Source organism: Martelella sp. AD-3 (assembly GCF_001578105.1).
In the GTDB taxonomy this organism is placed as follows: Bacteria; Pseudomonadota; Alphaproteobacteria; order Rhizobiales; family Rhizobiaceae; genus Martelella.
In genome coordinates this window covers 867,945-890,641 of sequence record NZ_CP014275.1, presented here as the reverse complement: position 1 = coordinate 890,641, position 22,697 = coordinate 867,945, and the positions used below count along the sequence as shown (strand labels likewise).

20 protein-coding genes are annotated in these 22,697 nt (G+C 63.1%); 9 read left to right on the top strand and 11 right to left on the bottom strand.

Annotation, left to right across the window (positions count from 1 at the left end; all coding sequences use genetic code 11):
* Window positions 1-107: 107 nt before the first annotated feature.
* The 3 genes from AZF01_RS04020 to AZF01_RS04010 form a co-directional block, all read right to left on the bottom strand.
* Window positions 108-341, bottom strand: coding sequence for a DUF4170 domain-containing protein (locus tag AZF01_RS04020; RefSeq protein ID WP_024706547.1), 234 nt, complete (start codon window positions 339-341; stop codon window positions 108-110).
* Window positions 342-408: 67 nt separating this feature from the next.
* Window positions 409-1,239, bottom strand: coding sequence for a 3'(2'),5'-bisphosphate nucleotidase CysQ (locus tag AZF01_RS04015; protein WP_036235894.1), 831 nt, complete (start codon window positions 1,237-1,239; stop codon window positions 409-411).
* A 96-nt stretch (window positions 1,240-1,335) separates the two neighbouring features.
* The gene (locus AZF01_RS04010; protein ID WP_024706545.1) at window positions 1,336-2,691 is read right to left on the bottom strand and encodes a TldD/PmbA family protein; all 1,356 of its coding nucleotides are present in this window, start codon (window positions 2,689-2,691) and stop codon (window positions 1,336-1,338) included.
* A gap of 103 nt (window positions 2,692-2,794) precedes the next feature.
* On the opposite strand from AZF01_RS04010, the gene AZF01_RS04005 reads away from it, so the two are divergent.
* Window positions 2,795-4,603: a monovalent cation:proton antiporter-2 (CPA2) family protein gene (locus tag AZF01_RS04005; protein ID WP_024706544.1), complete on the top strand. Its 1,809-nt coding sequence runs from the start codon at window positions 2,795-2,797 to the stop codon at window positions 4,601-4,603.
* A 5-nt stretch (window positions 4,604-4,608) separates the two neighbouring features.
* Here the strand turns inward: AZF01_RS04005 and grxB are convergent, their stop codons facing one another.
* From grxB to AZF01_RS03985, 4 genes are all read right to left on the bottom strand, one after another.
* On the bottom strand, window positions 4,609-5,247 hold the full coding sequence (gene grxB, locus AZF01_RS04000) for a glutaredoxin 2 (RefSeq protein ID WP_024706543.1): 639 nt from the start codon (window positions 5,245-5,247) through the stop codon (window positions 4,609-4,611).
* Between the two features lie 50 nt (window positions 5,248-5,297).
* Window positions 5,298-5,951 carry a ThuA domain-containing protein gene (locus AZF01_RS03995; protein WP_024706542.1) on the bottom strand — a complete coding sequence of 218 codons (654 nt, stop codon included), beginning with the start codon at window positions 5,949-5,951 and terminating at the stop codon, window positions 5,298-5,300.
* Window positions 5,952-5,979: 28 nt separating this feature from the next.
* Window positions 5,980-7,626 (bottom strand): DapH/DapD/GlmU-related protein, encoded by a 1,647-nt coding sequence (locus AZF01_RS03990; protein ID WP_061449866.1) that lies wholly within the window; start codon window positions 7,624-7,626, stop codon window positions 5,980-5,982.
* 192 nt (window positions 7,627-7,818) lie between these two features.
* A complete protein-coding gene (locus AZF01_RS03985) occupies window positions 7,819-8,205 on the bottom strand; it encodes a DoxX family protein (protein WP_036237249.1) in 387 nt (128 codons plus the stop codon).
* A 265-nt stretch (window positions 8,206-8,470) separates the two neighbouring features.
* On the opposite strand from AZF01_RS03985, the gene AZF01_RS03980 reads away from it, so the two are divergent.
* The gene (locus AZF01_RS03980; RefSeq protein ID WP_024708427.1) at window positions 8,471-10,789 is read left to right on the top strand and encodes an NADP-dependent malic enzyme; all 2,319 of its coding nucleotides are present in this window, start codon (window positions 8,471-8,473) and stop codon (window positions 10,787-10,789) included.
* Between the two features lie 629 nt (window positions 10,790-11,418).
* Complete coding sequence (locus tag AZF01_RS24425; RefSeq protein WP_036237251.1) at window positions 11,419-12,108, top strand: LuxR family transcriptional regulator; 690 nt, start codon at window positions 11,419-11,421, stop codon at window positions 12,106-12,108.
* 19 nt (window positions 12,109-12,127) lie between these two features.
* On the opposite strand, the gene AZF01_RS03970 is transcribed toward AZF01_RS24425, so the two are convergent.
* Entirely contained in the window at window positions 12,128-12,709 is a 582-nt protein-coding gene (locus AZF01_RS03970) for a thymidine kinase (protein WP_024708425.1), read from the bottom strand.
* A 200-nt stretch (window positions 12,710-12,909) separates the two neighbouring features.
* On the opposite strand from AZF01_RS03970, the gene choV reads away from it, so the two are divergent.
* The 5 genes from choV to AZF01_RS03945 all read left to right on the top strand — a co-directional run bounded on the left by choV (window position 12,910) and on the right by AZF01_RS03945 (window position 17,613).
* A complete protein-coding gene (gene choV / locus AZF01_RS03965; protein ID WP_024708424.1) occupies window positions 12,910-13,980 on the top strand; it encodes a choline ABC transporter ATP-binding protein in 1,071 nt (356 codons plus the stop codon).
* Complete coding sequence (locus AZF01_RS03960; protein ID WP_024708423.1) at window positions 13,977-14,693, top strand: HugZ family protein; 717 nt, start codon at window positions 13,977-13,979, stop codon at window positions 14,691-14,693. The genes choV and AZF01_RS03960 overlap by 4 nt, the downstream gene beginning before the upstream one ends.
* 86 nt (window positions 14,694-14,779) lie before the next feature.
* Window positions 14,780-15,100: a metalloregulator ArsR/SmtB family transcription factor gene (locus tag AZF01_RS03955; RefSeq protein ID WP_024708422.1), complete on the top strand. Its 321-nt coding sequence runs from the start codon at window positions 14,780-14,782 to the stop codon at window positions 15,098-15,100.
* 238 nt (window positions 15,101-15,338) lie between these two features.
* On the top strand, window positions 15,339-16,661 hold the full coding sequence (locus tag AZF01_RS03950) for an aspartate aminotransferase family protein (protein WP_024708421.1): 1,323 nt from the start codon (window positions 15,339-15,341) through the stop codon (window positions 16,659-16,661).
* Window positions 16,662-16,740: 79 nt separating this feature from the next.
* Entirely contained in the window at window positions 16,741-17,613 is an 873-nt protein-coding gene (locus AZF01_RS03945; protein ID WP_024708420.1) for an aldose 1-epimerase family protein, read from the top strand.
* Window positions 17,614-17,618: 5 nt separating this feature from the next.
* Here the strand turns inward: AZF01_RS03945 and AZF01_RS03940 are convergent, their stop codons facing one another.
* A complete protein-coding gene (locus AZF01_RS03940; protein ID WP_024708419.1) occupies window positions 17,619-19,268 on the bottom strand; it encodes an alpha-glucosidase family protein in 1,650 nt (549 codons plus the stop codon).
* A gap of 196 nt (window positions 19,269-19,464) precedes the next feature.
* Between AZF01_RS03940 and AZF01_RS03935 the strand changes: the two genes are divergently transcribed.
* The gene (locus AZF01_RS03935) at window positions 19,465-20,499 is read left to right on the top strand and encodes a glycosyltransferase family 1 protein (RefSeq protein ID WP_036237246.1); all 1,035 of its coding nucleotides are present in this window, start codon (window positions 19,465-19,467) and stop codon (window positions 20,497-20,499) included.
* Here AZF01_RS03935 and der read toward each other — a convergent pair whose 3' ends face one another.
* Together der and AZF01_RS03925 are read right to left on the bottom strand one after the other, a co-directional pair.
* On the bottom strand, window positions 20,500-21,927 hold the full coding sequence (gene der / locus AZF01_RS03930) for a ribosome biogenesis GTPase Der (protein ID WP_061449865.1): 1,428 nt from the start codon (window positions 21,925-21,927) through the stop codon (window positions 20,500-20,502).
* 19 nt (window positions 21,928-21,946) lie between these two features.
* On the bottom strand, window positions 21,947-22,627 hold the full coding sequence (locus AZF01_RS03925; protein WP_024709745.1) for a tetratricopeptide repeat protein: 681 nt from the start codon (window positions 22,625-22,627) through the stop codon (window positions 21,947-21,949).
* Window positions 22,628-22,697 lie beyond the last annotated feature (70 nt).

The window sequence follows — 22,697 nt, the reverse complement described above, 5'->3', positions numbered from 1 at the left end:
ACAAAAAACGCAAAGTAACGCAGAAATCTACTTACATAGAATGCGCTAATCTGCAGAACTTCTAAAACATGTCCGTGCGGCGAAAAAAAGGAAACCGCTCGCGAGGATCAGCTTTCGGGATCGAGAAGGCGGTGCAGATGAACAATGAAATAACGCATATGGGCGTTGTCGACCGTCTGCTGGGCCTTTGATTTCCAGGCCGCATGGGCGCTCGCGTAATTCGGATAGATGCCCACGATGTCGAGCGCGTCGAGATCGGTGAATTTCATGCTTTTCAGGTTTTCCAGTTCGCCGCCGAAGACGAGATGCAGCAACTGCTTGTTTTCAACCGTATCAGCCATGTTGAGCCTCACTTGTTCGTTTGCCTCAATTCCTCCGGCCAGTGTGTCGAAGGTTTGATTGCTCTTGTCAAGATTGTCCGGGCGGGCCGAATTGCCGCAACAGCGTGTCGACTAGCGCCCGGTTGCCGGCAAAGAGCGTACCGTGACGCACGCCCGGACGGTTATAGAAAAGCGCTTTGCCCCTGTCATCGAGAAGCGTCGCTCCGGCGCGCGAAAGGATGATGTCGGCCGCGGCCAGGTCCCAGTCGTGGGAGTTCGGCTTGACCAGCGTGCCGTCAAGCCGGCCCTCGGCCACGAGCGCAAGCCGGTAGGCGAGAGAAGGGATATAGGCCGCCCGCCGCAACCTTTCCCGAAAGCGCGGCTGGAAGCGGTCTGCGAGGCTCGCGGGCAGGCAAAGCGCGAGTTCGTCGTCGTCCGGCCCGCCCCGGCTTTCGGAAGCCCGGATCGCCGCGCCGTTCAGCAGCGCCGGTCCGCCTTCCATCGCTGTGTAGACATCGCCGAGCGCAGGCGCCACGAGAACGCCGGCCACCGGCCGCTTGCGGCTGACCACGGCGACGCTGACCACCCAGTTCGTCTGCCCGCCCAGAAACCCGCGCGTGCCGTCGATCGGATCGACGACGAAGGCACGCTCGGTCTCAAGCCGGCGGAGGTCGTCCCGGCTTTCCTCCGAAAGCCAGCCATAGTCCGGCCGCGCCCGGGTCAGGATCGTCTCGAGGCATGCGTTGGCGGCATAGTCGGCGGCGCTGACCGGCGACTGGCCGCCATTCTTCCACCACACTTCCGGGTCCTGGCCGAAATGCGACAGCGCGACGGCACCCGCCTCCCGTGCCGCTTCTTCAATCAGCGCGAGATCGGACGACCAGTCCTCGGCGGCGGTATCATGATCAGTCAAACGCATCTGCCTTTCCGGGGGCGACCCGGTCGCTCGGCCTCAACGGCCGATTGGGAACGAGAGCAAGATATAGAGCCTTCCGGCGCTTTTGCGAGAGCGCATCTAGCGCCCGGCAAGCGTAAGCCCCTCGACAAGAATGCTGGGCGCGGCAATCGAGTAGAGGCGGTCAAGGTCATTTGCCGGCGTCATGGACAGGAACATGTCCTTCAGATTGCCGGCAATGGTGACCTGCGAGACCGGGTAGGCGATCTCGCCGTTCTCGATCCAGAAGCCGCTGGCGCCGCGCGAATATTCGCCGGTCACCATGTTGACGCCCTGGCCGATGAGTTCGGTCACGTAAAGCCCGGTCCCGATCTCCCGCATCAGCTCTTCCGGGCTCTTGTCGCCGGGCTCGAGGGAAAGGTTTGTCGGCGACGCGGAAAGCGAATTGCCCGCGCGCGTGCCGCGTCCGTTGGTCTCAAACCCGAGTTCGCGACCGAGCGCGGTGGAGAGGAACCACTGCTGCAGCACGCCGTCCTCGACCATCGCCAGCCTGCGGCTTTCCACGCCCTCGCCATCGAAGGGCTGCGAGCCCGCGCCGCGCCGGATCGACGGATCATCGATCACATTCACGCCGGCCTTCAGGACCTGCTTGCCAAGACGATCGCGCAGGAAACTGGTCTTGCGGGCAACGGCAGAGCCTGAGATCGCGCCGGCCAGGTGGCCGAGAAGGCTGCGCGCCTGCCTCGCCTCGAACAGCACGGCCGCACCCTTCCGCGTTTCAAGCTGGCGCGGGGAAAGGCGTGCGACCGCGCGCTCCCCGGCTTGCCGGCCGATCTCCTCTGCCGGGCGCAGATCGCCGTCGTGGGAGCGAGCGTCGCTGTCATGGTCGCGCTGCATGCTCGCGCCCTCGCCGGCGGCGACCGAGACCGACGTGGATGAATAGGAGCGGCGATAGCCGCCGGCAAAGCCGTGCGAGGTCACCAGCGCGAATGAAACCGCGCCGCGCGCCGCGCCGGCGCCCGAGCTTCTTGTGACGCCGTCGACCGAAAGCGCTGCCTCTTCTGCAGCAAGCGCGCGCGCCGCAAGCGTTTCGGTCAAAACGTCCGCCGGATCGTAAAGATCGAGATCCGGCACATCACGCGCCAGCAGGTCGGGATCGGCGAGGCTTGCGAAAGGGTCTTCCGGCGAAACCCGGGCCATGGCCAGCGCCCTGTCCACAAGGGTCTCGACATCGTCATCGGTATTGGTCGAGACGCTTGCGACCTTCGCGCCGGAAAAAACGCGCAGCGAAAAGCCTCGGTTTTCGGAGGCCTGCGCGTTCTCGCGCTTGCCCTCGCGCACCGATATGCTGTTGGAAGCCCCTTCGGAGACGACCACGTCGGCGGCGTCGGCGCCTTTCTGTTTCGCAAGCGCGAGAATCCGCGCCGCGCGGTCGATCAGTTGACCGGACTCTTTGTGGGATAGTTTCGATGACATGGGCATTGGCCTTTCCTTGGGCTTCCATTTATTGTTCACTTCCCATCGCATCAAGTATCGTGCGCCCCGACCGTTCTTTTTCTTTGCACTCAGGGACCAGCATATGGCGACGTCGCAGAGCCTCTTCACCGAAACCGTCTGGATGCTGGGGGCGGCCGCGATTGCGGCGCCGATCTTCAAGCGGCTGGGGCTCGGCACGGTTCTCGGCTACCTTGCCGGCGGCGTCATCATCGGCCCGGTTCTGCAGCGCATCTCGAATGGCGAGGAGGTTCTCCACGTCGCCGAACTCGGCATCGTCTTCCTGCTGTTCATGATCGGGCTGGAGCTGAAGCCGGCGCGGCTGTGGACCATGCGCAAGGACATTTTCGGCCTCGGTCTTGCCCAGGTCGCGGTCACCGGCGCCATTTTGGTCCCGCTCGCCTATCTCGGCGGCGTCGGCAACTGGAGCGCCGCCGTGATCGCCGGCTCCGGCCTTGCCCTGTCATCCACGGCCTTTGCCATGCAGATCCTCGACGACAATGGCGACGTCAACACCCGCTACGGCCAGCGCTCCTTCTCCATGCTGCTGTTCCAGGATATCGCCATCGTGCCGCTTCTGGCGCTTGTCAGCATCCTCGGCGGCGGCGTGGAGGAGGCGACAACCGCCGACATGCTGACGAGTGCCGCCCTTGCGCTTCTCGTGGTCGCGCTGATGGTGGCCGCCGGCCGCTATGTGCTGACGCCCGTGTTCCAGATCATCGCCGCCACCGGCGCGCGCGAGGTGATGATCGTAGCGGCGTTGTTCCTCGTCATCGGCTCGGCCATGGCCATGCAGATGGTGGGGCTCTCCATGGCGATGGGCGCCTTCCTCGCCGGGGTGATGCTCGCCGAATCATCCTATCGCCATGAGCTGGAGGCCGATATCGAGCCATTCCGGGGCGTGTTTCTGTCGATCTTCTTCATCGCCGTCGGGCTCTCTCTCGAGCTCCAGGTGGTCTATGACAACCTCCTGCTCATCGTCATCGCCGTGCCGGTGCTCCTTGCCGTCAAGGCCGCGGTGATCTACGGGCTCTGTCGCGTTTCGGGCTCGGGCCACGACGAGGCGATCCGCATTGCCGCGCTTCTGCCCCAGGGCGGCGAATTCGGCTTCGTCATGTTCTCGACGGCGGCGGCGGCGGGCGTCCTGTCCAACGCCACCGCCTCGGTGCTGATTGCGGTGGTGACGCTTTCCATGGTCGCGACGCCGCTTTGCGTGCGCCTGGCCGAACGGATCACGACCCGGCAGGAGGGCCACGAGGAGCTGGAGGAGGATTTCGACGGCGCCGACGCCGATGTGCTGATGGTCGGTTTCTCCCGCTTCGGCCAGATCGCGGCGCAGATCCTGCTGGCAAGCGGACGCGACGTCACCATCATCGACTATTCGGCCGAACGTATCCGTCAGGCATCGGCCTTCGGCTTCCACATCTATTTCGGCGACGGCACCCGCAAGGAGGTGCTGGTCGCCGCCGGCATCGAAAAGGCCAAGATTGTTGCCGTCTGCACCCAGAAGCGCGAAATCACCGACCGGGTGATCGACGTGGTGCAGGAGAATTTCCCGCGCGCCCACATCTATGCCCGCTCCTACGACCGGGGCCATACGCTGGCGCTGCGCCAGCGCGGCGTTGAGTATGAACTGCGCGAGACGCTCGAATCCGGCCTCGTCTTCGGCAAGGAAACGCTGATCGCGCTCGGCACCAGCGAGGACGAGGCGACCGCGATCACCGACGACATCCGCCGCCGCGACGCCAAGCGGCTGGAAATCCAGGCCGTCGAGGGCATCATGGCCGGCTCCGACATGCTCCACACCCAACCCGTCAGCCCCGAACCGCTGATGCGGCCGAAGCGCAACCGGATCGACCCGACCGTCAAGGTCACCGGCAAGGACATGGCCTGACGGCCTCAGGCCGCCTTGCGCAGTTCGCTCACCAGCGGCACGCCGGAACGTTCGGCCATACGGGTACGGTAGGCTTCGACCGGCTCCGGCAGGGTAAGATCCGGCACGATCGACAGCGAACGCAGCGTCGGAAACAGCATGATGTCATCGATCGTCGCGGCTTCCGCGTCCGGCAGGAAGGAGGCAAGAGCCCCAAGCCCCTTCTGGATTTCGGCCTTGTGGGTTTCAGTTTCGGCCAGAAGTCCGTCGAATGCGCCGAACGTGGCTTCTTTCTTTTCTGTGAAATAGGCCCGGGCCGAAGCGGTCCGGAACTCGGGAAAGACAGGATCCGGCGTGCGCGGGATCACCAGCGCGTTGACGGTGCCGCCCCAGGTCTTCAGCCAGTCGCTGATCTCCCGGCGCGGCGTGCCGCCAAACAGGCGCTCGCCCGAAAGACCGTCGACCTTGTGAACGATATCAAGGCTTTCGCCCATATGGCCGTCCTTGTCCTCGAGGATCGGCGCCATTTTCTTGCCGATCATCCGGATCGGCGTCTCCTCGTCGTCATTCGCCATGAAGGCAAGCTCGAACGGGATATTCTTCAACCCGAAGGGCATCCGGGCTCTCACGCAAAACGGGCAATGGTCATAAACATAAAGCTTCATCAGTATTTCCTTCCTGTTTGAGAGGCCTCCCTTGACGAAGGCGCTGCAAGTCAGAGCGCCCGGGCGGCCCACAGCAGTCCACGGGTCAATATGGCGCGCACATTTGGGATTTCGAGCTCGTCGGCCGTGTGGCCGAGCGAGGAATAAAACACCCTGCCCTTGCCATGCGTCGTGGTGAAGACCACCGGCATAACCACATTCTTGCGCCACGGATGATACGCTCCGGAAAAGGTGGTGGTCGCCAGCACCTCCACAGCCGGATCGTAATTCAGGTAATACTGCTCGGATGTATGCTCGAAGCTCTCGATGCCATCCATGATCGGATGGTCGGGACGGGCCACTTCGACCCGATAGGTGATGATGTCGCCGGGATGGGCGACCCAGTAGCAGCTTGCGGCATAGCGGAACGGCACGCTGGCGCGAAAGCTCGTGGCAAGGCCCATGTGATAGCCGGCAAGCCCGGTCCCCGCCCGAACGGCTGCGATCAGCTTCGCCATCTTGTCCGGTGCGAGTGCGCCGTCGGTGATGACCGGCACGACAAGGGCGTTGGCCCCGACATCCTCGGCGCCGAGCGCGTCATAGTCATCGGTGACATCGACCGTAAAGTCATGGGCCTCAAGAACATCGCGGACCGTCTCCGCGCCCTCTTTCGGCGTATGCATCGCCATGCCGCCATAAACCACAAGCGCCTTTCGCCGTGTCATGGCCGTCTCCTTCCGTTCGATAGGCGCGCTAAAGCCCGAGGCCGACGGCCGCCGTGCGATGGACGCCCTTCGGCACATAGGACAGCGCATGCTCGCTCTTCAGCAGCTTCGCCGCCAGATGAATGACCGAGAGCCACATCTCCGTGCCCTGAAGGCCCGCCTCCTGCCCGTCTGCAAAGGCAAAACCCGCGCCCGCCTGCCAGCGCTCCGGCGCGCGGGCGATGATCGCGCGGGCGACTGCCTCGGCCTCGGCGCGGCGATGATCCGTCTGGGCAAGGCACAACAGAAGCGGGTGGATCGTGTCGAGCAGATTGCAAGCGGTATAGGACGAACCCGAAAAACCGTCATGATTGCGGTAATTGGCGAGCACGGAGTTGATCGCGGCTTCGGGGTGCGGAACCGGCAGGCCGAATTGCGCGTAGGTTCCCCGCGTCAGCCTGTAGAAGCCGTTCACCGGCTGCAGCAGGCCTACCGCCGCCGTCGGCGCGCCCCAGAGCCCGGTCGCCCGGTCGACATGGAGCGCGAGCCAGCCGAACAGCGTTTCGCGGGCCCGACCGGTCGAAAAATAGCGCGCGTTGAAATAAAGCGCCGTGCCGATCGCATCCACGGCAGCGCCCGCACCCCAGGCATTTCCCCGCCAGGGCAGGTTTTCCAGCCAGGCGCAGAGGTCCGGCGCATCAAGCTCGACGGCGGAAATCCTGTGGTCCGGCCGGCTGCCGAGCACTTCCAGCGCATAACCGACCGAGAGCACGTTATAGAGCGCAATCCCGTCCTCGCGTAAGGGAAGATCCGGTTTCGGCGGCTGGCCGGGATCGGGAAAAAGGCCGGTAACGGGATCCTGCACCGCTTTCAGACTGGAAATCGCGGCATCGATATCCAGACCCTCCGGCCTTTCATCAAGCCCGGCGGCGATCTCGATCGCATCACACAGGTGGCGCATGCTCGGGCGCGCCGCGCCGTCGGCCCCGCGCGAGACGTAGACGCCGTCCTGCAGGTTTGCGGACAGGATTGCGCGCCATTCCGTTCCGATCCTGTCGCTTATGCGCCGGAGCGCGCCATCGACATCGCCGCCCGCTTTCGGGCGCTTCTCGCCGCGCCGGCGAATCGGCTTTGCCGGCACGCCGCCGGCGATCATATAGGGCGGGATATCCCGGGTGACCGTGGCGCCGGCGGCGATCACCGCGCCGCGCCCGATGCGCACCCCGTCAAGCACCACCACATTCGCGCCGATCCAGACATCGTCCTCGATGATGATGCCCCGGCTTTCATGCGGCTGGCGCGAGATCGGAATATCGGGATCCTCATAGCCGTGGTTGAAGCCCATGATCTGCGCATGCGAGGCGATACGCACATGATCGCCACAGCTTACCTTTCCGGCAAGGCAGGCATAGGCATTGACCGTGCAATCGGCGCCGATCGCGATATCGCCGCGCACTACGGCATAACCGGCAATGTAGGATTCCGCGCCGAGATAAAGCCTATCGGTAAAAACCGCGGCCTTTTCGGCAACATAGGCCGTTTCGTCGATCACCGCCCCCGCACGCCGTGCCAGCGCCGCGCAACGCGCCCGGTGGGCGGGGGCATCGATATCCTCCGGCCGGCGTTCCCAGGTCAGGAACTGCAGCCGCGCCTCATGCAGGCGGGCATCGTTTTCGTTCTCAGGATCAGTGTTCATCCCGCCGCTCCGATCATCTTCAGGGCTTTCGACCGGGCCTGTCATGCGAGGCCGGCGCAGTGTCTTGAATCCATAACGCGCGACAGGCCGTTGCGATACCCCGCGCTGACATTGGAAAGGCGGACCGCCCCGCAAGAGGGGGCGGTTGACGATCATCGCGCCGCAATAAAGCCGGCCCGCAGGACGAGACGGTCAGCGTTTCCTCTTGCCGTCGAGGCTGAAGGCCCCGGGACCGGCAAAAACCATATACAGGAAGACAAAGCAGAACAGGATCGCCGCATCGCCGCCGTTGAGCGCCGGGAAGAAACTGTTGGGCGCATGGAACATGAAATAGGCAACCGCCATCATGCCCGAAAGCACGAAGGCCGAAATGCGCGTGTAGAGCCCGACAATGATCAGGGCGCCGCCGACGATCTCCAGGATGCCGCCGAACCAGAGCAGCGAGAACATCGGCGGATGCATGTCGGACACGGGAAAATGCAGTATTTTCTGGGTGCCGTGTTCAAGAAAGAGCAGGCCCGCAACGACCCTGAGCAGGGCCAGGAAGTAAGGCGCCATCGGCTGCAGCATTTTATTCATCTGTGACTCCATACGGTCTTTGGAAACAATCGGCGTCTTCGTGAGGCCGCCCTGTCCTTGGCCAGAATACCTGAAAAGGCGCTGAGTGAAACATCTGTCCTGGTAAACAGACAGTCGCCGGAAGGCGCTGGCCCGCAGTGCTTGAGGCCGGAGTCGAAACCGTGGGCCGTGCGACGGCGGTGGATTGAGTTTCGCCATTTCCGCCCATATAGTCGCCCGGCATTGAGGAGACCGGGCACCGGCGCCGGACAAGGAGACCAGGACGATGAGCGAACCCAAAGAAACCAAGGGCGCCGGAGAAGACCTGCAGCAGCAGGCGCTTTTCTACCACCGCTATCCGCGGGCCGGCAAACTCGAGATTCAGGCGATCAAGCCGCTCGGCAACCAGCGCGACCTGGCGCTTGCCTATTCTCCCGGCGTCGGCGCGCCCTGCATCGCCATCCACGACAATCCGTCGGATGCGGCGAAATATACCTCGCGCAGCAACCTCGTCGCCGTCATCTCCAACGGCACGGCCGTCCTCGGACTTGGCAATATCGGCCCGCTCGCCTCCAAGCCGGTGATGGAAGGCAAGGCTGTGCTGTTCAAGAAATTCGCCGGCGTCGACGTTTTCGACATCGAGATCGACGCGCCGACCATCGATGAGATGGTCTCGACGATCTCAGCGCTCGAGCCGACCTTCGGCGGCGTCAACCTCGAGGACATCAAGGCGCCGGAATGTTTCGAGGTCGAGCGCATCCTGCGCGAGAAGATGCAGATCCCGGTCTTTCACGACGACCAGCACGGCACCGCCATCATCGTCGCCGCCGCGATCCTGAACGGGCTTGAGCTTGCCGGCAAGTCGATCGAGAACGTCAAGATCGTGGCCTCGGGCGCGGGCGCTGCGGCCCTCGCCTGCCTCAACCTTCTCGTCTCGCTCGGGGCAAAACGGGAGAACATCTGGGTCTTCGATATCGACGGCCTCGTCTATCCGGGCCGCACCACCAATATGGACCGGTGGAAGGCGGTTTATGCCCAGGAAAGCGACGCCCACGCACTGGCCGACCACATCGAGGGCGCCGACGTCTTCCTCGGCCTGTCGGTCGCAGGCGCGCTGAAGCCGGCGCTTCTGAAGCAGATGGCCGACAAGCCGATGATCATGGCACTGGCCAATCCCGTGCCGGAGATCATGCCGGATCTCGCGCGCGCCGAACGCGAGGACGCGATGATCTGCACCGGCCGGTCGGATTTTCCCAACCAGGTCAACAACGTCCTCTGCTTCCCCTACATCTTCCGCGGCGCGCTCGATTGCGGCGCGCGCACCATCAACGAGGAAATGAAGATGGCCGCCGTCCGGGCGATTGCCGGGCTCGCCAAGGAAGAGGTGTGGGAAGTGCCGCACTCTTCCACCGGCGAACCGCTGATCTTCGGGCCCGACTATCTGATCCCCTCCCCCTTCGATCCGCGCCTCATCCTGCGCATCGCGCCGGCCGTGGCGAAGGCTGCGGCCGAAAGCGGCGTCGCCGAACGGCCGATCGAGGACTACGAGGCCTATTACGATCACCTGAACCGCTTCGCCTTCCGCTCCGGCCTCGTCATGAAGCCGGTCTTCGCCGCCGCCAAGGCGGCCCAGCCGAAGCGGGTGATCTTCTCCGACGGCGAGGACGAGCGGGTGATGCGGGCAGCGCAGGTGCTGATCGAGGAAGGCATTTCCAGGCCGATTCTGATCGGACGACCGAACGTGCTCGAGACCCGCATGAAACGCTACGGCCTCAGGATGCGACCGCAGGAGGATTACGACATCATCAACCCGGAAAGCGATTCGCGGTTTCGGGAATATGTCGAGGAATATCTCGGCTTCGTTGCTCGCAAGGGCGTGACGCCGGATCGCGCGCGCACCATCGTGCGCACCAATACCACGGTGATCGGCGCGCTCGCCGTCAAGCGCGGCGATGCGGATGCGCTTCTGTGCGGCGTGGAAGGCCGTTTCGACCGGCATCTGCGCGATATCGGCAATATCATCGGCAAGCACGAGAATGTGCGCGATTTCTCCAGCCTGGGCCTGCTGATCTCCAACCGCGGCGCGACCTTCTTCGCCGACACCCACGTGACCTACTGCCCGACGCCCGAGGAGATCGCCGAAACCACGATCCAGTCGGCGCGCGCCGTCTCGCGTTTCGGCATGGTTGCCAAGGCAGCGCTCGTTTCCCATTCGAACTTCGGGTCACGCGATTCGGAAAGCGCCGCGCGAATGCGCGAGGCGCTCGCAATCATCCGCGAACGGATGCCGGACCTGGAAGTCGACGGCGAGATGCACGGCGACACCGCCATTTCCGATGCGCTGCGCAAGCGCGTCATGCCCAACAGCACGCTCGCCGGCGAGGCCAACCTCCTGGTCTTCCCCTCGCTCGATGCCGCGCATATCACCATGACTGTGGTTCAGGGCATGCTCGACGCCCTGCATGTGGGGCCGATCCTGCTCGGCAGCGCGCTTCCCGCTCACATCCTGTCGCCATCGGTCACCTCGCGCGGCATCGTCAACATGGCGACGCTTGCCGTGGTCGAAGCGGACCTGGCGCAGGAAGAGCATCGCCACGCGGGCTAGAGCGCCGTGCGTCCATTCGGACGCACAAAGAACGCTCTAACCTATTTTATCTACGCATCGTGCTTTCCGAAAATCGATTCCGATTTTCGGGCCGATGCGCTAGAACCGCGCTTTCAGGACGCCGTCCGTTCTGAGGCATGCTCCCGCTTGTTGAGCACTCCCAATCTGCTTTCCGAAGACCGGTTCCGGTCTTCGGGCCGATGCGCCGGTTGAATGGCGCATTCGTTTTTCCCCGACCTGGACGCGCCGGCAGGAGGTGCCGGCGCCACTGAAACGCGCGCGCGCCTGAAATCGCGGTCTCGCGACGGGCTGCCCCTCCGTTCATGATTTGCACGGCTTTGCGCCGTCCACGCCCCTCCCGGACAGAGCGGCGAATGCAGCACTCGATCTGGCGCGGAACTTACCCGTAAAAAGAGCATCTTTTATTTTAGCGCAACTCGACATTACCGACGGTACATGTATATTGCCAGAAAAGGTTGCATGTCCGGTTGAGCGATCCGGCCACAACCGGGCTTGCCGGCAGATGCGCGGCAAGCGGCGATCCTCATTGTTGCACTATGGAAAACAATAACAAAACCAAGCGAGGCGAGGGCATGCGGCCTCCGGAAGAAGTCAAGATAGTTCAATTTATGCGCGATATCGACCTTGCCGCAGAGATCGAGATTCTTGCAAGACTGCTCGCGTCGATTGCATCGCATTTCGGCCTGATCCATTTCACGCTGATGGATGTGCCGAAACCGCGGGCGGCAATCGCGCCTGCTCTCGTGCACTGCACCACGCTGCCTCGTCCTTTCATCGAATCCCACGATCATGTCGGCCTCCTGCGCTCCGTGACCTTCGTGCCCGCCCACAGGCGCGCGGGCACGCCGCTGCAATGGTCTCTTGACGATATCCTCAAATGCGATGACCTGAGCCGGACCGATTTTGCCCAGCGGATGCGAGCCCTGGGGATCAATATGGGGGTCGTGTTCACGTTCGCTGCCGACATGGGCCGGCAGACGGCGCTCTTGTTTTTCGGCAATCGCGAGCCGCTCGGCAGCAAGGAGGAACTCGCCCTCACCCGCATCGCCCGGCGCGCCCTCAGGCGCCACGGCGAACTGCGCGATCCCCCCGGCCACCCCATGGGCAGCCTGTCGGCGCGCGAAACGGAGGTGATCCGCTGGACGGCAGAGGGCAAGACATCGCACGAGATCGGCGGCATCCTCGGGCTATCGGACCATACGGTCAATGCCTATCTGGCCAACGCCATTCGCAAGATGGATTGCGTCAACCGGGCGCAGCTCGTGGCCAAGGCGATCCGCCTCAATATCATCGACTGAGGCATTGCGCGCCCGGCGATTATCTCAACCCCGTCTTCTCCTTCCAGTGCTTGCGGCAATAGGAAACGTAGCGCTCATTGCCCCCCACTTCGATCTGCGGGCCGGCAAGCGCCACATTGCCCTCTCCGTCAAGCCGGACCACCATGGTGGCCTTGCGGCCGCAATGGCAGATCGTCCGCACTTCGCGGATCTCGTCTGCCAAAACGAACAACTCCCGCGAGGCCGGGAACAGCTCGCCGCGAAAATCGGACCTGAGGCCGTAGGCCATCACCGGAAGGCCGAGTTCGTCCACAATCCGCGCAAGCTGCCACACGTGACCGGCGGTGGCGAAATGCGACTCATCGACAAACAGGCAATCGATGGCCTTCTCGCCGTTCAGCCGCCCGGCCAGTTCGAAGAGATCGGTCTCGGGCCCGAATGTCACGGCATCGGCCTTGAGCCCGATGCGGGACGAGACGACGCCCTTGCCGGCCCGATCATCGAATTCCGCCAGCAGGATCACGGCATGCATGCCCCGCTCGCGGTAATTATAGGCCGCCTGCAGAAGCAGCGTCGATTTTCCCGCGTTCATCGTCGCGTAGTAATAGTGAAGCTTGGCCATTCCACCGATCCTTCCGGCTTTCTTTTGCCGAAAACGACGGGCGCCGATAAAGCGCAAAATGCCGCAAGTCACAGAAAAGACGCCGGGTCGGCCTTCGGCGACGGCAGTCAGCGCCCTTGTCGCGGCGGCCGGTTTGTGGAAAAGATCGCGCGGGCGCCCCGCCGCCCGGCTCTCCGTCATCCGTCTCGAAAGCCCTTTCGATGAACAAGGCCCTCGAACTGAGAAATATCGATATCGTGTTCGGCAAGCGCCCCAGGCGCGCCCTGCCGTTGATCGACGCCGGCCTTTCTCGCGATGACATTCTGAAGAAGACGGGAAACCTCGTTGGCGTCAGCGATGCCTCGCTTGCGGTCGGCGAGGGCGAGATCGTCGTGCTGATGGGGCTTTCTGGTTCCGGAAAATCGACGCTGCTGCGCGCCGTCAATGGCCTGGCGCCGGTAACCCGCGGCACCGTGGAGGTTCAGACCGAGAACGGGCCGATCAACCCCTACGCCGATGGCGGCCGCGCGCTGCGGGCGCTCAGGAACCGTTCGGTTGCCATGGTTTTCCAGCAGTTCGCCCTGTTGCCATGGCGCAGCGTTGCCGAAAACGTCGCGTTCGGAATTGAACTTGCAGGCACCCCCAAGAAGGAGAGACGCGATCGGGTCGAGGAACAGCTGGCGCTTGTCGGGCTCACGGATTGGGCCGATCAGCCGGTTCATGCCCTGTCCGGCGGGATGCAGCAAAGGGTGGGGCTCGCGCGCGCGCTTGCCACCGGCGCTCCGGTGTTGTTGATGGACGAGCCGTTCTCCGCGCTTGATCCGCTGATCCGCGCCCATCTTCAGGATGAGTTGCTGTCGCTTCAGGATCGATTGAGGAAGACCATCCTGTTCGTCAGCCATGACCTCGACGAAGCCATCAAGCTCGGCAACCGGATCGCGATTATGCAGGCCGGCAGGATCGTCCAGACCGGCACGCCGCGCGAGATCGTCAGCAGGCCGGCGAGCGGCTATGTCGCCGATTTCGTCGCTCACGCCAACCGCTTTGCCTTTCTGACGGCAGAAGACATCATGCAGCCCGTGACCGACCGGGCACGGCTCGATGTCCGTATATCGGCGACGGTGAAGCCCGGCACGTCGGCGGCAGCGCTCCTGCGCGCGCTTTCCGAGCGTCCGGGCACGATCGGCGTCGTCGATCGCGGACGGATTGCCGGAACGATTACCGAGCAGGACATGATGATGCACCTTGCCGCCGCCCGCCCGACCGAGACCGGACAGGAGGAAACCCGATGAACAGAAATATCCTGCGCGAAACCGACGGGGCCGCAAGGGCGCTGGCCCGCAGGCTTGTCCGGGAAGCCCCTTACGCCGCGCTTGCCGTCAACGAACAGGAAACCGGCTTCCCGCTCGCAAGCCGCGTTCTGCTGGCAACCGATATTGACGGCGCGCCGGCGATCCTGGTCTCCGGGCTTTCCGTCCACACCCGCGCGATCGAGGCGGACGATCGCGTTTCAATCCTGACCGGAGAGCCGGCCAAGGGCGATCCGCTGGCCCATCCGCGCCTGACCACGCGCTGCCATGCATGCCTTGTTGACCGCGAAAGCGTGCACCACGCCTGGTTGCGCCGGCGCTTTCTCAGCCGACACCCGAAAGCAAAAACTTACATTGACTTCCCCGATTTCAACCTGTTCCGCCTGGAGCCGGTTTCGGCCAATCTCAACGGCGGTTTCGGCAAGGCATTCGCGCTGGAAGGGGCGGACCTTGTGCGGCCCGGCGCATTGATGACCTATCGGTGGTTCGATTTCTCCTACGCTGCAAAGCATGCGGAAAGCATGTTCCTCCAAGTCGAAAACAAAGAATATGCCTTTATAGACATCGACCCGGAAGGTATATATTTTAGAGAAAGACGAATTATAGCACGGCATGATTTTGAAAAAGTCTCGACTAATCATGATGAATTGCTTGAGTCTGTCCACGAATTCGCCTGTAAAATACCCAAAATTTAAGATTACTTTTTTATAAAAGCTTGTGTAAGTTTCTCTTGTTATACATGACTTGTGTAGCGCCGATGTCCAGCAAAGGAATCATCACCGTGAGAACAAACACACAAACGGACAAAACCGCTGTTGCAGCCTGTCTTCTTGCAGCCATGGCCAACCCGAAACGCCTCCAGATTCTCTGCGTTCTGATCGAGAATGAAATGCCCGTCGGCGCGCTTGCCAACAGGGTAGGGTTGAGTCAGTCGGCGCTCTCGCAACACCTCTCGAAGTTGCGGGCGCAGAACCTGGTTGAAACCCGTCGCGAGGCGCAGACGATCTATTACAGCACCCACGCGGAGCCGGTGAAGAAACTGCTCGAAACGCTCGATGACATTTATGACCGCTCGGGCTGGCGCGACACGCTTGCGAGTTGACCTCGCAGGCTGAGCCCGTGCGGACCGCCGCTTCCGGTGCTGACAATCGGGGCGGTCTGGCAATCGGCGAACCCCCGCCGGGGTACAGAAAGGACCAAGGCGCGAGCCGCCGCCATTTGCGCTCCTCGCGCATGCCTTCCAGCTTGACGGCGCTCCATCCGCTGATAACGTGCTCCACCGTATAATTCAAAAAAAGCACTGCCCGGCAAACGGGTCGCTTTCTTCTGTGGAGCAGCTTATGTCCGACCGCGTCGCCCCCAACAACCTCGAAGCCTTCTGGATGCCGTTCACCGCAAACCGGCAGTTCAAGAAGGCGCCGCGCATGTTCGCCTCGGCCAAGAACATGTATTACAAGACGGTCGACGGCCGCACCGTGCTCGACGGCACCGCGGGGCTGTGGTGCGTCAATGCCGGTCATTGCCGACCGAAGATCACCGAGGCGATCCGCGCCCAGGCCGGCGAGCTCGACTATGCGCCCGCTTTTCAGCTTGGCCACCCGAAGGCCTTCGAACTCGCCAACCGTCTGGTGGACCTCGCGCCTCAGGGCATGGGCCACGTCTTCTACACCAATTCCGGCTCCGAATCCGTCGATACCGCGCTGAAGATCGCTCTGGCCTACCACCGGGTGAAGGGCCAGGGCGAGCGTTTCCGTCTGATCGGCCGCGAACGCGCCTATCACGGCATCAATTTCGGCGGCACATCCGTCGGCGGCATCGTCTCGAACCGCAAGATGTTCGGCACGCTTTTGACAGGCGTCGACCACATTCCCCATACGCACCTTCCGGAGAAGAACGCCTTCACCAGGGGCCAGCCCGAACACGGCGCCGACCTTGCCGACACTCTGGAGCGGATTGTCGCGCTGCATGACCCCTCGACGGTCGCCGCCGTCATCGTCGAGCCCGTGGCCGGCTCCACCGGCGTGCTCATTCCGCCGAAGGGCTATCTCCAGCGGCTGCGCGAAATCTGCGACAGGCACGGCATCCTGCTGATCTTCGACGAGGTTATCACCGGTTTCGGGCGCATCGGCGCCCCTTTCGCGGCCGAATATTTCGGCGTGACGCCGGATATCATGACCACCGCCAAGGGACTGACCAACGGCGTCATCCCCATGGGCGCGGTATTCGTCAAGGACGAGATCCACGATGCCTTCATGAACGGCCCGGAGCACATGATCGAGTTCATGCACGGCTACACCTATTCCGGCAACCCGATCGCGTCCGCGGCCGGCCTTGCCACGCTCGAGACCTACCAGGAAGAGGGATTGCTGACCCGGGCCAAGGAGCTTTCGCCCTATTGGGAAGAGCAGCTTCACAGCCTGAGAGACAGCCCGCATGTCATCGACATCCGCAACCTTGGCCTGATCGGCGCAATCGAGCTGGAGCCGATCGCCGGCGAGCCGACCAAGCGCGCCTTCTCGGCCTTCCTCAAGGCCTATGAGGACGGGCTTCTGATCCGCACCACCGGAGACATCATCGCGCTGTCGCCGCCGCTGATCATATCGAAGTCCGAAATCGACGAGTTGTTCGACAAGCTGCGCACGGTTCTGATGAACAATATCTGAGACCCCGGCGCCCGGCGGCGGCAAAACCTCCGCCGGGCATTCCTTTCTTCTCGCAACGAGAGCGCCACGAGGCCCGACCATGACAGACGCCATCCGCATCGCCAACGAAGCTCTTGCCGTCATCGTCTCGCCGCTCGGCGCCGAGACGCAGTCGATCAGGACCGCCGACGGACGCGACTGGCTGTGGAACGGAGACCCTGAATTCTGGACGGGACGCGCGCCGATTCTGTTTCCGATCGTCGGCAAAGCGCCTGACGACCGGGTGGAAATCGGCGGCGAGCCCTTTGCCATGAAGCAGCACGGTTTTGCGCGCAAGAGCCTGTTCACGCTCGAAGAACAGACGGACACGCTCTGCCGCTTCGTCCTGACGGACACGGACGAAACACGGAAATCCTACCCTTTCGCCTTCCGCCTCGCGATCGAACATGCACTCGAAGGAAAAACGCTCGGCGTTTCGGCGATGGTCGAGAACAATGACGACAGGCCGATGCCCTTCGGCTTCGGCTTCCACCCGGCCTTCCGCTGGCCGATGCCCGGCATGAACAAGGGCCATGTCCACCACATCACCCTCGCAAACCGCGCGGAGCCGGAAATGATCCGCCTGCGCGACGGGCTTCTGGATCTCTCTCGCCTGCCCTCTCCCTTTTCCGAGGGCATCCTCGCGCTGGACCATGACTATTTCGAGGACGACGCGATGATCTTCCCGGAAGGCGCCGGCGACCGCCTCACCTTTAGCGCCGAAGACGGCCCCGCCCTTCATTTCGTTTTCGAGGGCCTTCCCAATCTGGCACTCTGGACCAAGCCCGGCGCGCCCTATATCTGCGTCGAACCCTGGCACGGCATGGCCGCTGCCCATGAAAAGGGGGCCGCGCTCGAGGCGCGGCCGTTTACCAAGATCCTCCAGCCGGGCGAAAGCGCCCGTTTTGCCTTCAGCGTCACCATCGACGCCTGAAGCCCTCACAGTTTCGCGCAAAAGCCGTCAAAGGCGCCCAGATCGACATGGGCGCCGTTCAGAACCCCGGTCATGCCCGGCAGGTCGAGACTGTCGACATGCTCGAGCGCGATCTGCAGCGGCACGGATTGCGGCGTGTCGGCGAAATTATAGACGAAGAGCAGCGTCTTTCCGTCCTTTTCCCGCGTGAACATCAGCACGTCCTCATTGTCGGTCTCCATGAAGGCGATATCCCCATCGAAAAGCGCGTCGTGCTCGGCGCGGAAGGACAGCACGGCGCGGTAGTGGTTATAGACCGTGTCGGGCTCAGGCGCCTGCTCGAACACCGAAAGCGGCAGATGCTCCGCCGGCACCGGAAGCCAGGGCCTGTCAGCCGTGGTGAAGCCGGCATGGGGCGCGACATTGCTCCACGGCATCGGCGTGCGGCAGCCATCGCGCCCCTTGAAAGAGGGCCAGAAGCGGATGCCGTAGGGGTCCTGCAGATCCTCGAAGGCAATCTCCGCCTGCGGCAGGCCGAGCTCCTCGCCCTGATAGAGGCAGATGGAGCCGCGCAGGGTCGCCAGCAGCGAGATAGCGAGCTTTGCCACCGGCTCACGCTCGGCTTCGGTTCTGGCGAAGCGTGAAGCGTGGCGATCGACGTCATGGTTGGAAAACGCCCAGCACACCCAGCCGTCCTTGACCGTGGCGAAGAAATTCTCCACGCAATCGCGAATATGGGCGGGCGAGAAATTCGGCCCGAGAAAATCGAACGTATAGCACATGTGCAGCTTGTCATTGCCGGAGGTATAGGCGGCAACCGTTTTCAGCGAGCGCGCGCCGTCACCGACCTCGCCCACCGATGTGCGCTCGTCATATTCATCGAGAAGCGCCCTGAAGCGCCGGAGAAAACCGATATTTTCCGGTCGTGTCTTGTCGTAGATGTGTTGCTGGAAGCCATAGGGGTTCACGTCCGGCGCATCGAGGCCCATCGGGCCAAGCTCGCCGTCGACCGCCGGATTGTCGCGCAGTTTCTCGTCGCAGAAATAATAGTTCACCGTGTCCAGGCGGAAGCCGTCGACGCCGAGCTCCAGCCAGAAGCGGACCGTTTCGAGCAGGGCGTCCTGAACCGCCGCACAATGGAAATTGAGGTCCGGCTGGCTCGCCAGGAAATTATGCATGTAATACTGCTTGCGCGTGCCGTCCCACTCCCAGGCCGGACCGCCGAAGATCGACAGCCAGTTGTTGGGCGCGGTCCCGTCCGGCTTGGCATCGGCCCAGACGAACCAGTGCGCCTTGTCATTCACCTTGCTCTTGCGGCTTTCCTTGAACCAGGCATGCTGGTCGGAGGTGTGGGAAAGCACCTGGTCGATAATAACCTTGAGCCCCAGCCGGTGGGCCTCTGCCACGAGCGCCCTGAAATCATCGAGCGTGCCGAACATCGGGTCGACATCGAGATAGTCGGCGACATCATAGCCCATGTCCGCCATCGGCGAGGTGAAGAAGGGCGAAAGCCAGACCGCATCGACGCCGAGCTCGGCAACATAGGCAAGCCTGCGGGTAATCCCCGGCAGATCGCCGATCCCGTCGCCGGTCGTATCCTGAAACGAGCGCGGATAAATCTGGTAGATGACGCCGCCGCGCCACCATGCGCCGTTTTCGCTTTTCTCGTCGGTCATCGAAAATTCCTTGCTGAAATGGTCTGAGATCTCCGGCCGCCAGCCTATCGTCGCGCCGGCGTCAGGTAAATGGAGAAGGCGCGCGATCGGCCGCTGGCGTTTGCGGCGAAATCGCGGTGTAATAAGGCTGTAACATCACTTGGATAACAGGGCCGGACCGGCCGGACTGCGCCGGCGGAAGAATCGGTAGACCGACGTGAACGAAAGCGCGCCCAAGAGACTGACGCTTGTGTCCGATGCCTGGCATCCGCAGGTCAACGGCGTCGTCCGCTCGATCGAAAACACCAATCACGAACTGGAGAAGATGGGCGTCGCGGTGACGATGATTACGCCCGATCTGTTCCGCAGCATGCCGATGCCGACCTATCCCGAAATCCGCCTGGCGCTCGCCACCTATGGACAGGTCGCCCGCAAGATCGCCGACAGCGCGCCGGATTTCCTCCATATCGCCACGGAGGGCCCGCTCGGCTTCAAGGCGCGCCGCTACTGCCTCAAGAACGGAATGCGGTTTACCACCAGCTATCACACCCGCTTTCCCGAATATGTCGCGGCCCGCCTGCCGATCCCCAAGGACATGCTTTACGGCGTCGTCCGGCGATTCCACAATTCCGGCCATGGCTGCATGGTGGCAACGGAAAGCCTGGCGCGCGAACTGGAAGAGCGCGGCATTCACAACCTGATGCGCTGGAGCCGGGGCATCGACAACACGCTGTTTCATCCGCGGGAAAAATCGGCCGCGCCGTTCGGCGGCCTCAGGCGGCCGGTTTTCCTCACGGTTGCGCGCGTCGCGGTGGAAAAGAATCTTCCCGCGCTGCTCGCGCTCGACCTGCCCGGCAGCATCGTCGTCGTCGGCGACGGACCGGCGCGCAAGGCGCTTGAGGAAAAATACCCCGACGTTCATTTTGCCGGCATGCTGCAGGACGAAGCGCTGGCGGAGGCCTATGCAGAAGCGGACGTCTTCGTCTTCACCTCGAAGACGGACACGTTCGGCAACACGATCATCGAGGCGCTTTCAAGCGGCGTGCCCGTCGCGGCCTTTCCGGTGACCGGTCCGCGCGACATTCTCGACGGCGATCAGCAGGCCGGCGCGCTTGACGACGACCTGAAGGCCGCCTGCCTCAAGGCGCTGGAATGTTCGCCGGAAGCGGCGCGCGACCTGGCTCTGACCTATACGTGGGAGGCGGCGGCGCGGCAGTTCTACGACAACATGCTTGTCGCCCACGGGCCCTGATCAACGCTTCTTCTTGCGCTTGTGCTCGAAAGGATTGTCGCCGGCGCGGAAATGAATGCGGATCGGCACGCCCGGCATGTCGAAATCGGCACGCAGACCATTGGTCAGATAGCGGATATAGCTTTCCGGAACCGCGTCCGGCCTGGTGCAGGAGATCATGAAGCCGGGCGGACGGGTTTTCACCTGCGTCATGTATTTCATCCGAAGACGCCGGCCGGAAACGGCGGGCGGCGGGTGGCTGACCGTCTGGCCGTCGAGCCAGCGATTGAGCCTGGCCGTCGAGATGCGGCGGTTCCACACCTTGTCAGTATCGGCGACCGCCTGCATCAGCTTGTCGAGGCCGGTGCCCCGCTCGCCGGAAATCGGCACGGCGCGAATGCCGCGCGCCTGCGGCAAAAGCCGCTCTGTCTTCTCGCGCAAATCCGCCAGCACCTGCTGGCGGTCCTCGATCATGTCCCATTTGTTGAACGCGATCACGGCCGCCCTGCCCTCGCGCAGCACGAGATCGACAATCTGCAGGTCCTGCTTTTCAAACGGGATCGTGGCATCGAAGACGATCACCACGCATTCGGCAAAACGGATGGCCCGCAGCGCGTCGGAGACGGAAAGTTTTTCAAGTTTTTCGACCACCCGCGCCTTGCGGCGCATGCCGGCGGTGTCGAACAGCTTGATCGGCCGGCCGCGCCACTCCCACTCCACCGAAATGGAATCGCGGGTGATGCCGGCTTCCGGGCCGGTGAGCAGCCGTTCCTCGCCGAGATAGCGGTTGATCAGCGTCGATTTTCCGGCGTTCGGACGGCCCACGATCGCGACCCGCAAGGGCTTGCTGTCGTCATAGGGGGCGGCCTCTTCCGGGTTTTCCGCCTCTTCCCGCGTCAGCATCACATCGGTGAGCGCTTCCTCGGCAGGCTCTTCCTTTGGGAAGGCGCGGTCCTCGCCGATCGCCTCGATGATCGCCTCGCGCAGATCGTTCATGCCCTGGCCATGTTCGGCGGAAATCGGACAGGGCTCGCCTAGGCCCAGCGTGAAGGCATCATAAAAGCCGGCATCCGAGCCACGCGCTTCCGCCTTGTTGGCAACCAGCACCACCGGTTTGCCGCGGCGACGCAGCAGTTCGGCAAGCGTTGCGTCGGCGGGCGTCAGGCCGGCCTTGGCGTCGATGAGAAAGAGCGACAGGTCGGCCTCGTCGATCGCCGCTTCCGTCTGCGCGCGCATGCGCCCCGGCAACGTGTCGGCGGCAGCCTCTTCAAGACCGGCCGTATCGATGATGGTGAAGCGCAAATCAAACAGCCGCGCCTCGCCCGGCCGGCGGTCGCGCGTCACGCCCGGCGTGTCGTCAACAAGCGCCAGCTTCTGTCCGACCAGACGGTTGAACAGCGTGGACTTGCCGACATTCGGCCTTCCGACGATCGCGACCTTGAAATTCATCTGTTCCTCGCGGGCCGGCTCAGCCGGCATCCTTGATTTCGCCATTGGCAGTCATGACCTCGAGCAGGATCTGCACGCGGTTCAAGACATTGCGCGGGGCTTCGGGGTCGTTGGCGACGTCCTCGAACCATTGCTGGGCGCGGGCGTAATCCTGGTGGCCATAGGCGGAAAGACCGAGAATCTCCCGGGCGGAGAAGCGGAACGGATTGCCGTCATTGGCAAGCGCTTCCACTTCCGCCGAAACCTGTTCATAGGTCCCGGTATCGACCAGCAGCCAGCCGGCGCGCAGCTTGGCGGCGTCGCGGATCGCTTCCGGCACGCTGCGATCCTTGCCAATCGAAGAGAAGGCGGAGACCGCTGCGGCCGTATCGCCCGCTTCGGAAAGAAGCGTCGCTGCGCGCAATTCGGCAAGAACCGGATAGGCCCCATGGCCTTCGGACTCGAGCTTCGACAGCGTCTCTTCGGCGGCGGCAAGATTGCCGGCTTCGATCTGGTTCAGCGCGGTCAGGAAAACATCGCCGGACTGGGCCGCTTCACGCGCCTGCCAGTATTCATAGCCGCGCCAGCCCGCGGTTCCGACGACGAGCAGGACGGCAAGGGCGATCAGATAACGCCCGAAGCGCCGCCACGCATCCTTCATCCTGTCGGAACGCAGCTCCTCGTTGACCTCGCGGATAAAACTGTCGTCCTGATTTGCCATTCCGTCACTCCGGCACGAATTTCATTCTCCAGTGCCGGGCCTTCTAGCCGTTTTTTCATCCCGTTGTAAG